11 protein-coding genes are annotated in these 12,601 nt (G+C 46.2%); 5 read left to right on the top strand and 6 right to left on the bottom strand.

The genetic code is table 11. The features are described 5' to 3' along the window. Positions 1–65: 65 nt before the first annotated feature. Positions 66–290: a cold shock domain-containing protein CspD gene (gene cspD, locus Q3O60_RS04185; RefSeq protein WP_305892643.1), complete on the bottom strand. Its 225-nt coding sequence runs from the start codon at positions 288–290 to the stop codon at positions 66–68. A 193-nt stretch (positions 291–483) separates the two neighbouring features. On the opposite strand from cspD, the gene clpS reads away from it, so the two are divergent. After that, positions 484–804 (top strand): ATP-dependent Clp protease adapter ClpS, encoded by a 321-nt coding sequence (gene clpS, locus Q3O60_RS04180; RefSeq protein ID WP_305892642.1) that lies wholly within the window; start codon positions 484–486, stop codon positions 802–804. Between the two features lie 53 nt (positions 805–857). Beyond that, positions 858–3,116: an ATP-dependent Clp protease ATP-binding subunit ClpA gene (gene clpA, locus Q3O60_RS04175; RefSeq protein ID WP_305892641.1), complete on the top strand. Its 2,259-nt coding sequence runs from the start codon at positions 858–860 to the stop codon at positions 3,114–3,116. A 104-nt stretch (positions 3,117–3,220) separates the two neighbouring features. On the opposite strand, the gene infA is transcribed toward clpA, so the two are convergent. From infA to trxB, 4 genes are all read right to left on the bottom strand, one after another. Next, the gene (gene infA / locus Q3O60_RS04170; RefSeq protein WP_091341339.1) at positions 3,221–3,439 is read right to left on the bottom strand and encodes a translation initiation factor IF-1; all 219 of its coding nucleotides are present in this window, start codon (positions 3,437–3,439) and stop codon (positions 3,221–3,223) included. An 89-nt stretch (positions 3,440–3,528) separates the two neighbouring features. Then, positions 3,529–4,233: an arginyltransferase gene (locus tag Q3O60_RS04165; protein ID WP_305892640.1), complete on the bottom strand. Its 705-nt coding sequence runs from the start codon at positions 4,231–4,233 to the stop codon at positions 3,529–3,531. Continuing rightward, positions 4,226–4,942, bottom strand: a complete 717-nt coding sequence (aat, locus tag Q3O60_RS04160; RefSeq protein ID WP_305892639.1) for a leucyl/phenylalanyl-tRNA--protein transferase — start codon at positions 4,940–4,942, stop codon at positions 4,226–4,228. Before aat ends, Q3O60_RS04165 begins: the two co-directional genes overlap by 8 nt. Before the next feature lie 12 nt (positions 4,943–4,954). Continuing rightward, complete coding sequence (trxB, locus tag Q3O60_RS04155) at positions 4,955–5,911, bottom strand: thioredoxin-disulfide reductase (RefSeq protein WP_305892638.1); 957 nt, start codon at positions 5,909–5,911, stop codon at positions 4,955–4,957. Between the two features lie 208 nt (positions 5,912–6,119). On the opposite strand from trxB, the gene Q3O60_RS04150 reads away from it, so the two are divergent. Together Q3O60_RS04150 and Q3O60_RS04145 are read left to right on the top strand one after the other, a co-directional pair. Further along, positions 6,120–9,368 carry a sensor histidine kinase gene (locus tag Q3O60_RS04150; protein WP_305892656.1) on the top strand — a complete coding sequence of 1,083 codons (3,249 nt, stop codon included), beginning with the start codon at positions 6,120–6,122 and terminating at the stop codon, positions 9,366–9,368. Between the two features lie 173 nt (positions 9,369–9,541). Then, a complete protein-coding gene (locus tag Q3O60_RS04145; protein WP_305892637.1) occupies positions 9,542–11,158 on the top strand; it encodes a S8 family serine peptidase in 1,617 nt (538 codons plus the stop codon). A gap of 81 nt (positions 11,159–11,239) precedes the next feature. Here Q3O60_RS04145 and Q3O60_RS04140 read toward each other — a convergent pair whose 3' ends face one another. Continuing rightward, positions 11,240–11,650 carry a hypothetical protein gene (locus Q3O60_RS04140; protein ID WP_305892636.1) on the bottom strand — a complete coding sequence of 137 codons (411 nt, stop codon included), beginning with the start codon at positions 11,648–11,650 and terminating at the stop codon, positions 11,240–11,242. Between the two features lie 185 nt (positions 11,651–11,835). Between Q3O60_RS04140 and Q3O60_RS04135 the strand changes: the two genes are divergently transcribed. Next, positions 11,836–12,600, top strand: a complete 765-nt coding sequence (locus Q3O60_RS04135) for a Nif3-like dinuclear metal center hexameric protein (RefSeq protein WP_305892635.1) — start codon at positions 11,836–11,838, stop codon at positions 12,598–12,600. The last annotated feature ends 1 nt before the right edge of the window (position 12,601 follow it).

The following is a 12,601-nucleotide window of genomic DNA, read 5'->3' as shown; positions in this document are numbered from 1 at the left end:
GCAGGCACTTTACAGTGCCTGCTTTGTTTTGCGCTATCAAGTCTATCCAGTGGAGCAAAGGTACCTTAGGTGTCGGCTTGCTCTTCGCCTGGCAACACGATATTGACCGCATGCAGTCCTTTTGGACCTTCTGCCAGATCAAACTGAACGTCTTGTCCAGCTTTCAAAGTACGGTAGCCATCCATTGTAATGGTGGAATAGTGTGCGAAAATGTCTTCGTCTCTGCCGTCTTCCCGGATAAATCCAAACCCTTTGGCATTATTGAACCATTTTACTTTACCGGTAGCCATACTACTTACATCCTTCTTTAAGTGAGCTAAATTCTGAGTGCAGGTATAATAATTTAAGGGTAAATGCGTTACCCTAGTACTTAATGTAGATAATTTGCTCAGACAGTCAAGTTTTTTGCAATTAAATCTCCGATTTTTTACTAATAATTAATGAGAACTCCTTTGAAGGATGACTGAGGCATAGCTATAGTTTATGAGTTGGTTTAAAGAACTAGGTATAGAGCACGAGGGGCTCGAGGAATTAACCCGGCAAAAGGTAGAACCACCAGCCATGTATCGGGTGATCCTGCACAACGATGATTACACGCCAATGGATTTTGTTATTGATGTGCTGATCCGTTTTTTTAATATGCAGTATGAACAAGCAAGTGAAATCATGTTGCAAGTTCACCATAAGGGGAGTGCAACTTGTGGTGTTTTTACCGCCGAAATTGCCGAGACCAAGGTGTTGCAGGTAACAGAATATGCAAAATCACACGAACATCCATTGCTTTGTACGATGGAACGAGCTTAACTTAATGATAAGCAGCCGATGAACATAACTCAGATGCAGTCAGGAGTACATTTATGTTGAACAAAGATCTTGAGTTAACGCTTAACCTGGCATTTCGCTTTGCCAGAGAGCGTCGTCATGAGTACATGACGGTCGAGCATTTATTGCTGGCCCTGTTGGATAACCCTGCTGCTGGTGATGCACTTAAATCATGTGGCGCTAACATTGAGAAGCTTCGTCTTGAACTAGCTACTTTTATTGATTCTACTACGCCTTTGTTACCCGAAGATGAAGCTGAACGTGATACTCAGCCAACATTAGGCTTTCAGCGCGTGTTGCAACGTGCTGTGTTTCATGTGCAATCATCCGGCAAAACCGAAGTTACCGGTGCGAACGTGTTGGTGGCTATTTTCAGTGAGCAAGAATCGCAAGCAGTGTACTTGCTGAAAAAAGTGGATATCAGTCGGTTAGATGTGGTGAATTTTATTTCACATGGAGTTATCAAAACGGAGAAACTGGAACAGCATGATGATGCGATTCAGGATGACTTGTCAGAAGCTCCAGCCGAGGAAACTCGTTCGCTGGATAGCTTTACCGCCAATTTAAATACTTTAGCAAAACAAGGACAGATTGACCCTTTAATTGGTCGCGATGCAGAGTTGGAGCGCGCCATTCAGGTGCTGTGCCGCCGTAAGAAAAACAATCCCTTGCTGGTGGGTGAGGCTGGGGTAGGTAAAACCGCCATTGCTGAGGGTCTGGCATTTCGTATCGTTAACAAGCAAGTACCGGCAGTGATTGAAGATGCCACTATTTACTCTTTGGATATGGGGGCCTTACTGGCTGGTACCAAATACCGTGGTGACTTCGAAAAGCGGCTGAAATCACTGCTGAAAGAGTTGGAAAAAGAGGAAAACGGTATTCTGTTTATTGATGAGATCCATACCGTTATTGGTGCTGGTGCGGCATCTGGTGGTGTGATGGATGCCTCTAATTTAATTAAGCCGCTGCTGTCCAGTGGTCGGTTGCGCTGTATTGGTTCGACGACTTATCAAGAGTTTAGGAATATCTTTGAAAAAGATACTGCCCTGGTACGTCGTTTCCAGAAAATCGATGTCGTTGAGCCCAGCGTTGAGGATACTACCCGTATACTGCAAGGCTTAAAAGAGCGCTACGAGCAACATCACAGTGTTCGTTACACTCAAAAAGCACTACGTGCTGCAGCTGAGTTATCGGCAAAATACATTAATGAACGGCATTTGCCGGATAAAGCGATCGATGTGATTGATGAAGCGGGTGCTAGTCAGCGCTTGTTGCCAGTGTCACGACGCAAGAAAGTGATTAATGTGCCGGATATTGAGCATGTGATTGCGAAGATGGCGCGGATCCCGGAAAAGTCGGTATCGGCTTCTGATCGTGATGTGCTGAGCAATCTGGATCGCAATTTAAAACTGGTTGTGTTTGGCCAAAATGCGGCTATCGATGCATTAACCGCTGCTATCCGTTTATCACGCTCAGGTTTAGCCAACGAAGAAAAGCCTATTGGTAGTTTCTTATTTGCTGGGCCGACAGGGGTGGGTAAAACGGAAGTGACCAAACAATTGGCTACTGTGATGGGGGTTGAGCTACTACGATTTGATATGTCGGAGTATGTTGAGCGCCATGCGATTAGTCGTTTGATCGGTGCACCACCAGGCTATGTTGGTTTTGAACAGGGCGGTTTACTGACCGATGCGGTGTCAAAAAACCCGTATGCAGTAGTGCTGCTGGATGAAATCGAAAAGGCGCATAGTGATATTTACAACATCTTGTTGCAAGTGATGGATCACGGCACCTTGACCGACAACAACGGCCGTAAAATTGATTTCCGTAATATTGTACTGGTGATGACCACCAATGCAGGGGTGCAGGAAACGATCCGTAAATCGATTGGCTTTAAGCAGCAAGATCATAGCCATGATGCCATGAGTGAAATTAATCGTACCTTTAGCCCTGAGTTTAGAAACCGTTTGGATAGCATAATCTGGTTCGAGCACCTAACCAGTGAGATCATCGTGCAAGTGGTGGATAAATTTATCTGTGATTTACAGGTGCAACTGGATAAGAAGCAGGTCTCAATGGAGCTTAGCCGTGAGGCTCGGGCCTGGTTGGCTGAAAAAGGCTATGATCAAGCTATGGGCGCCCGGCCCATGGCCCGGTTGATCCAAGAGCATCTTAAAAAACCATTAGCTAACGAAATTTTGTTTGGTCGGTTATTGCAAGGTGGAGATGTCAGAGTGGAGCTGGTTGATGATAAATTGAGCTTCGTCTTTCAGGAAGAGCCAGAGCCAGCCTAAACATCGCTGAAATGAAATCTAGCAAAAAACCCGCACTCGCGGGTTTTTTATGGTCGTGTGTTTTGGCTGGTTTTTTTCAGCTAACCAGCGTCCCAGCGTCAGGCTTATCGCTGACGGAAAACGATACGGCCTTTGCTTAAATCGTAAGGGGTTAGCTCAACCGTGACTTTGTCACCAGTTAAGATCCGAATGTAATGCTTACGCATTTTGCCGGAGATATGAGCAATGACAACGTGGCCATTTTCCAGCTCAACTTTAAACATTGTGTTTGGCAAGGTGTCTAAAATGGTGCCTTGCATTTCAATTACATCTTCTTTCGCCATTCAGCGTACTCGCCTCTAAAATAATGAAAACAAAAATCAGCGCAGATTGTGCCGAAAAGCACCAGACTTGTAAAGTCAGAAGGCTATATTTACCGAATTGAATGCCATTTTCCGTCAATAAAACGTTGTTGAGGCCTGAATTCGCCTTTGTAAGCCATTTTTTCACAATCGGCAATATAATAACCTAAATAGAGGAAATCGCTTTGTAAGCATTTTGCTTGCTCAATCAGTAGTAGAATAGCAAGTAAGCCTGGCGAAAACTGCTGCCATTTAGGGTGATAAAAGGTATAGACGGCAGATAATGAATTGTCCAGCTTATCAACCACAGAAACAGCGACTAATTGTTGTTGATCATACAGCTCTAATGTCCAGACCGGCATCCAGTTGCAAGTGAGCAAAGATTCTAGTTGCGCTATCGAGGCCGGATACATACTGCCTTCTTGATGTTTAAAATCGATATAGTCTTGATACAGCGCAAAATAATCAGAGGCAGATCGTGCAGGCTGCCATTGAACACGAAAGCCTTGTCGATTTGCTTTTGCCAAAATACGTCGTTGCCGCCGGGAAGGGGTAAAGGTGTGAACGGGCAGTCGAACCGATTGGCATTGCTGACAACCTGAGCAGTGCGGTCGATACACGTCATCACCAGAACGACGAAAATTATGCTGTAAAAGCTGTTGATACAGCGAGTGATGCAGTGGTTGTTCGGGTAATAAGAAAATGACCTGTTCGTTTTGCTCCGGTAAGTAAGCGCAAGGTTCGGCGGCTGTTAAACCAAAGCGGAGTTCATTCATAGCCCGATAGCTTAATGTTCTGTGGCAGCCAGGTTTGGTCTGAACATGGCTGCGATGCTAATTCTTGCAATAAAGCTAAATATTGTGTGCGGGGAAAGTGACAGACACCAAGCTGATCCAAAAAATCATTCGGCATTTGGCAATCTATCCAGCCTGCTTGATGGCATTGCAAGTGCTGTTGCAGAGCAATTAATGCTAAGCGAGCTGTATTTGGTTGGCGGTTAAACATGGACTCACCACAAAATAGTCTGCCAATCATCAAACCATACAAGCCACCAACTAATTGATCTTGTTGCCATAGTTCCACACTATGCGCATATCCCTGCTGATGGAGTTGCCGGTAGGCTTGTCGCATCGGTGGTAAGATCCACGTATCAGCCTGGCGGGCTCTTGGGGCAGCGCATTGCGAAATGACCTGTTCAAAGGCAGTATTGATACTAAAACGATACTGAGCTTTTCGGCATTGTTTGCGCAGTGTTCGATTGAGCTGCAATTGATGAGGGGCAAACAAAGCCCGTACTGAAGGGCTCCACCACAGTAGTGGGTCGCCCTCGCTGAACCAGGGAAAAATACCCTGCTGATAGGCCAGTAGCAGTCGCTCTGGTTTTAGATCGCCCCCTAGCGCCAATAAACCATCAGGTTGACGCAGCGCTTGCTCCACCGGAGGAAAATTTAGTTGCTGCGTCAGCTCTGGTAAATAGATGGGCATCAGCCTTAGCGCTTAGTTGCTCAGTGCATCCAGATAGCGCTCAGCATCCAGAGCCGCCATACAGCCGCTACCAGCCGAAGTAATGGCTTGACGATAGATATGGTCCATCACATCACCTGCAGCAAACACACCTTCTACACTGGTTTGAGTAGCGTTGCCTTCGGTACCCGACTGAACTTTCAGATAACCGTTATGCATTTCAAGCTGGCCTTTGAAAATATCGGTATTGGGTTGATGACCAATGGCAATAAACACACCCTGAACATCAAGCTGTTCGGGAGCTTCACCGATACTGGACTTTAAGCGTACGCCGGTTACACCCATTTCATCTCCGATGACTTCATCAAGTTCACGGTGCAGATGTAAAATAATGTTGCCACTTTCAACTTTCTTCATTAAGCGATCGATCAGAATCTTTTCTGAGCGAAAGGTATCACGGCGATGAACTACATGTACTTCAGCAGCAATATTGGATAAGTACAGTGCTTCTTCTACCGCTGTATTTCCGCCACCAACGACCACGACTTTTTGATTGCGATAGAAAAAGCCATCGCAGGTTGCGCAAGCCGATACACCGCGACCACTGTAGGCCTGTTCAGACTCCAGCCCTAAATATTTTGCTGATGCACCGGTACAAATAATCAGGGCATCGCAGCTGTAGGTTCCATTATCACCTTGCATGGTAAACGGACGCTGTTCCAGATTAACGGTATGGATATGATCAAAGATAATTTCGGTATCAAAAGCTTCGGCATGCTCTTTCATGCGATCCATCAGTGCCGGGCCCGTCAGATCATGCGCATCACCCGGCCAGTTCTCAACCTCTGTGGTGGTGGTCAGTTGACCACCTTGTTGCATGCCAGTAATTAACACTGGCTTTAGGTTAGCCCTGGCTGCGTAGACGGCGGCAGTATAGCCGGCAGGGCCAGAGCCCAGAATCATTAATTGGTTGTGTTTGATCTCTGACATCAGAGTACTCCATAGTGTGTGTTCATCACGATCTTGGGTCGATTCTACGGAAAGGCAAGTCAAAGCGGAAGCTTTCAGAGGCTAAATTACCGATCCTTGCTGTAAATGACCGTTTTCTCAATCCGAACATGAATACTTTGACTCTTCCCGGAAGCAGTTATAAATTGGATGTTCATCAATACAGTAGTTTGAGGTTGCCTTGCGTTATGTGCCAGGAGTAGTACTTATCCTTATACTCAGTTTGCTCAGCCTTGCGATCACCATCGAGGCTCGACCGCAATTGCATCGTATTGGCATTGATGATGGCTTACCGAACAGTACGATCTACGATCTGGTTCAGGATCAACAAGGCTATATTTGGTTGGCGACTACCGACTCCGGACTACTGCGTTACGATGGCTATCATTTTATTAATGTACCACTGCAACACGAAGCTACACATGAGCAGCTGAGTCAAGCCGATGCTGGTCAGTTGTTGTTGGATCAACAGCAGCGTTTGTGGGTGGGAACCTGGGGGTATGGCGTCGCACGGTTAGATGCTGATCGAATTGGACGCACGCATTTTCTAACTGAGGGTTATCAGGTTCAGGCTTTAATGGCTGATCAGCAAGGCTATGTCTGGGTTGGCACTACCACAGGGTTGTTTCGAATTACACCCGATGATCGCATTGAACAAATAGGCCATATCGATGAGGACACTCCTTTGCTGCATCAGCGCATTTGGAGTTTGGCCACAGCTGATGATGGGAGTGTCTGGATAGGAACCAGCCAGGGGATCCATCGCTGGACGCAAGACAAAGGGATAGACTCTGGTCGAAAGCTGCATCCTGAAAGATCTGCCGTCTCCCGACAAAACGAGGTCCGTGCTTTACTGTTTTATGATGAGCGCCTTTGGATCGGCTCTCGGCAAGGTTTGTTAGCTATAGACACTGAACGATGGCAGATCACTGGTTTTCCAGTACCGGGCGAAGGCAGTACGGATGTATCGCCAATCATTAACCGTATCCAGTTAGCTCCTGATGGCCAGTTATTACTTGGCAGCTATGAAGGTTTACTTCGATTCGATCCTCAGCTAAATGATTACAGCAGTTTTCGCCAGCACAATGCTTTAATTTCCAGTTTAAATGTTCGTTCGATTTTGATTGATCGGACTGGGCTGCTGTGGATGGGAACTCGCAATAACGGCTTGTTTTATTCCCGCTATGGTAAAAATGCTTTCTCTGGCATTGAAGCATTGATGGAAAATCCCATCTCTGAACAATTTGGCTTATCCGTCACTAGTGTTGATGCCTCGGATCCCGACTTTCTCTGGTTTGGAACCTCTGAACGATTGTATCGGTTAGAACATAAAAGCGGCTCTATTCAAAGTTATGAAACCTTTGCACGGGTCAATAAAATCGTGACTGGGGCTGAAGGCTATGTGTTTATTGCCACCGATGCGGGCTTATTTCGCTACGATGAAGCCGTGAACAACATCGTCCATGAACCAGCTCCGTTTGCATCATTGCAAAATACGCGGCCCATTGTTCGTGACATGTTGGTGATGGGTAATGACCAGATATGGTTCGGCTTATGGGGGCAAGGTGTGCTGCAGTACAATTGGCAGACCTCGCAGTCACATCATTTTTTATCCGAATTGAACCAAGAGCTTATTGGTGATGCGGTGCAGTCATTAAAGTTGATGCCAGATCAAACGATTTGGGCAGGCACTCGATACAGTGGTTTGTTTCAATTCGATAAAGAGCAAGGTTTGCTGCAGCAAAGAACTACCGCCAATTTGGCGCAACTGCCATCCAACAACATTCAATGTATCGAGACAAATCAGCATGGGGAGTTAATTATTTGTACCAATCGTGGGCTATTGCGATGGAACCAGGCTCGTGATCAGACGCAATTGATTACCACAGAGGATGGATTGACCAGCAATCACTTACTGGGAGCTCTGTTTGAACAGGGACGCACCTGGTTGCTAAGTGCTGAAGGGTTAAACCTGCTATCTCCTGATTATCAGCACGTGCTTAGCTTTTCCCGTCATGATGGTCTCACAGCGACTGAAATGAATGTAGGAGCGGTGAGTAGAGCGGATAACGGAATGATCTATGTGGGAACTTTAAATGGTATTACCGTGATCGATCCCTCGTTGATTTGGATCAATCAGCACATACCGGCACCGAAAATTACAGGTTTTCGTATCAATCATGGTAGTAGTAAGCCGCTATTTTATGCGGATGAACCACCGTTATTGCAGTTGAACCCCGATGAAGCCAGCCTGGAAATTCAATTTTCTGCGATGGATTTTCAAGATACTGCTCGCAACAGCTATCAGTATCGTTTGATTGGCTTTGATGAGGAGTGGATTGACGCTGGCTCACGTATTTATGCTTTCTACGCAAAACTTCCACCCGGGGATTATGAGTTTCAGTTGGTTGCACGCAACAATCATGGTGTGACTTCAGAACTGATTGAGTCATTGCCTATTCAAGTATTGCCTCGCTGGTGGCAAAATAACTGGCTGCAAATTATTACGGTGATCTTCTTTCTCTTGATCTTATTTGCCATCCATTTGTACCGACTGCAGTACGTTCGGCAAGTCAATCAATTGTTGCAGCAATCAGTAAGAGAAAAAGCTAAGGCTCAATTGTTGTTAGAAAGCAAAGTGGCCGAACGTACACAAGCCCTTGAACAAAGCTCATCAGCTCTATCGCTTCGCAGTAAACAGCTGGAACACAGCATGCAAGAGCTGTCGAAAAGTAATGCCCGTTTAGAGCAGTTGAATCAACTGAAAGATGAATTCATTTCTACGGTCAGTCATGAGCTTCGTACGCCATTAACGTCTATTCGCGGTGCTTTGGGGTTAATTAATAGCAAGGTGATGCCTCCTGACTCCGATGCTTATCGCGACATGGTCAGTACTGCACTCCACAACAGCGAGCGTTTATCACAGCTCATTAATGACTTACTGGATGTGCAAAAATTTGAAGCTGGTAAGTTCAGCTTGCAGCTAAGTCATTTAGATATGAAGCAATTATTGCTCAGTGCCAAGGACGATATTCGTCAATTTGCCAATCAATATCGGGTCAGTGTGACCATAAAGTTGCCAGAAACCTCTGTGATTATTTTGGCCGATGAACTGCGGTTACGACAGGTTCTTGATAACTTATTATCGAATGCAATTAAATTCTCCAGTACAGAAGGGCTGGTTGAGCTCCGGTTAATCGTCGGGCACGATCGGATTTGTGTAGAAGTTGAAGATCATGGCCAAGGGATCCCTGAGGACTTTCAACCCAGATTGTTTGAGAAATTCTCACAAGCGGATGCATCCGATAGTAAAAAATCACCAGGTACAGGTCTTGGTTTGGTGATTTGCAAAAATATTGTAGAAAGTCATCAGGGAAAGATTGGTTTTCGTTCCATCGAAGGAAAGGGAACATTATTTTGGTTTGAACTGCCTTACTAAATGATTAGCAAGATCACTTGGTTTATTGGCCTTATTTTAACAATTGGGTACAATATATTGATATTATCATAAATTTGTAATCTGATATGGCTATATTACAAATACTGTTTCAGGTAGGTTTCCAGTAGGACAAATGCATAAGGAGATGGTTAACAATAAATCTGGAAACTATAATGAAAACTAAAACAATGACCACGTTAGCACTGGCCATAGCCAGTACCTTTACCCTCACCGCTGCATCAGCTGATGAAGGTAGTAATTACTCTCTTACCAACCAAGGCACTATTGCTGATCGTGACAGTCGTCCCTCATTAAGGCCCGATAGCAATAAAGCTGAGCGGTATATCATCAAATTCCAAGCACATGCTCTGATGGAAGCAGCTGGGATTCAGCCTGCAACTGACTTTGAGCGTTTATCAGCTGCGGAAGCATTTTCGAGTCAGGCGGCCGAGCAAGTACTGTCTCAACATCAAGTCAATGCCATCATGCACTTAGATATAGTGCAGGCCAGTGTAGCTGAGCTGAGCCGCACCCAGTTGCGTGAGTTAGAAAAACATCCCGCGGTAGAGTACATTGAGTTGGATCACAAGCGTTACCTGTCTGATGTGATTACACCGATGGCACAAACCACACCATATGGTATCACTATGGTGCAGGCCAACCAGGTGAGTGATGCCAACTCCAGCAATATGAGTGTCTGCGTCATCGATACGGGCTATCAGTCTAATCATGCTGATTTGCCTTCCTCTGGAGTAACGGGGGCCTCGTTTCAGGGACATGGCAATTGGTTTAGTGATGGCAATGGCCATGGTACCCATGTCGCGGGTACCATCGTAGCGTTAGATAACAACATCGGTGTTGTCGGGGTGTTACCCTCGGGTTTGGTAGGGCTGCATAATGTAAAAATATTCAACGATTCAGGCAACTGGACCAATGCGTCCAACCTTATTCAGGCGATTCAGTCCTGTCAGAATGCCGGTGCCAAGGTCGTCAATATGAGTTTAGGTGGCGGCAGCTCCAATACTACGGAGCGTAATGCCATGAATAACTTTAACAACAGTGGCATGCTACTGGTGGCTGCTGCAGGTAATGCAGGTAATACCAGCTTTTCCTACCCGGCATCTTATGACGCAGTGGTTTCTGTTGCGGCGGTCAATTCGAGTAAAAATTTAGCCAGCTTTTCTCAGCGCAACTCACAGGTTGAGATTTCAGGGCCTGGTGTCAATGTAGCTTCGACTTGGAATAATGGTGGGTACAACAGTATCAGTGGTACCTCGATGGCTTCTCCACATGTCGCCGGGGTTGCCGCATTGGTATGGAGCAATCACCCGCAGTGTACTAATACTCAAATTCGTAATGTATTGAACCAGACCGCTGAGCGTCGTGGTACCTCAGGCCGCAATACGTCTTATGGCTGGGGTATTGTACGGGCAAAAGCAGCTCACGACTGGATCACTGCCAATGGTTGTGATGGTAGTGGGGGTGGCACGCCTGGCGGCGGCCAAACCTTCAATAACTTATCTGGCTCAACAGGACAGTGGTTGCGTGGCAGCTACGATATCCCTGCGGGAGTGAGTCAGCTGACGTTCCGTATTACGGGTGGAACCGGTGATGCAGACTTATACATTCGTCGTGGTACAGCACCTACTGAGCAAACATGGGATTGCCGACCCTATCTTAATGGTAATGAAGAGGTTTGTACCTTCAACAATCCACAAGCTGGTACCTGGCATGTTGGGATCCGGGGCTATAGTGCCTTTTCAGGACTGACATTTAGTTATGAATATTAATTCATAACTTGCTCGATAAGAAAAAAGCTTGCCAGTTCTACTGGCAAGCTTTTTTATGCTCAAAATGAGGTGAAAATAGGTTTAACGTGCTCCGCGAGGCATGCGCTGACCAGTGCCAACTTGCTCTGCCCAGCTCTGGGCTGCTGGTTGTTGATGCAAGGGGCGTGAGGCCGCTGGTACAGGTTTTGCTTTTTTTGCAGCAGGCTTTTTTGCCGCTTTAGGGGCTGTTTTCGGAGAGGTTGCAGGCTTGCTTTCCGCTTTAGCCACTGCAGGCTTATCGGCTTTCTTTGCTTCTGCTTTCTTAGGCTTTGCTGCAGCCTTTGAGCCAGCATAGCTTTGTGCCAACTCGGCTAATTCAGCCAGACGTATATTCTTACCACCGTCGACACTAAACCAGCCTGGCTTCTGCTCAAGTTGCGGCTCTTTACCGAATGCGGTTTTATAAGCAGCGGTGAACTCCGCGATGACTTGCTCTTTGTCTAGTTTGCTCATACAAAAAATACCTATTAATTTGATTGATAAATGTACGTCCTAGTTATACAACATTCCTTGCAAAGAGACAAACATGGTCGATTTATGAACAAAATGAAGTTGTCTCGTTTCGTGGAGGCGGGCGAAGGCTTCATGCTATCATTCAGCTTATACCATCAGAGCTTTCGCTATACAGAGTAAATTCTATGACCAGTGTGACACGACAGCAGCTAACCCTGTTACTGAATCAACAACTGCAACCTGAACTCGTACAAGATTTTTGTCCGAACGGTTTACAGGTGGAAGGGAAAAAAGATATCGAGGTGTTAGTGACGGGTGTCACAGCCTCTCAGGCTTTAGTCGATGCTGCAATTGCTGTCTCAGCCGACGCTATCTTGGTCCACCATGGCTATTTTTGGAAAAATGAGCCCGCTATCATCACGGGTATGAAAAAAACCCGTTTGCAGCGCTTATTGACTCATAATATTAATTTATTTGCTTACCACTTACCGCTTGATATTCATCCTGAGCTTGGTAATAACGCTCAGCTTGGCCGGTTGCTTGGTATCACGGCATGGCAGCCGCTTCGTGCTGTTCAACCGCAAGGTGTTGTCATGATCGGGCAGTTTTCCGAGCCAAAGCCGCTCGAAACAGTAAGTCGTTTGCTGCAGCATGCGTTGGGGCGAGACGTGCTTAGTCATGCTGCAGGCGATCGTTTAATCAGTCAGGTTGCCTGGTGCACTGGTGGAGGCCAGGGGTACATTGATGCGGCTGCAGAGGCGGGGGCCCAGCTGTTTATTACAGGTGAAGTGTCTGAGCAAACCATCCATAGTTCACGAGAGCTTGGCATTCACTTTATAGCGGCCGGACACCATGCCACCGAGCGCTACGGTGTGAAAGCGCTTGGTGAGTGGTTGGCCACTGAAACGGGTATTCAGGTGGAATTTATTGATATTCCAAACCCTGCTTAAG

The sequence above is a fragment of the Alkalimonas collagenimarina genome (assembly GCF_030717845.1).
Taxonomy (GTDB): domain Bacteria; phylum Pseudomonadota; class Gammaproteobacteria; order Enterobacterales; family Alteromonadaceae; genus Alkalimonas; species Alkalimonas collagenimarina.
The sequence above is the reverse complement of the archived record's forward strand: the minus strand, read 5'-3'. Positions and strand labels throughout refer to the sequence as shown.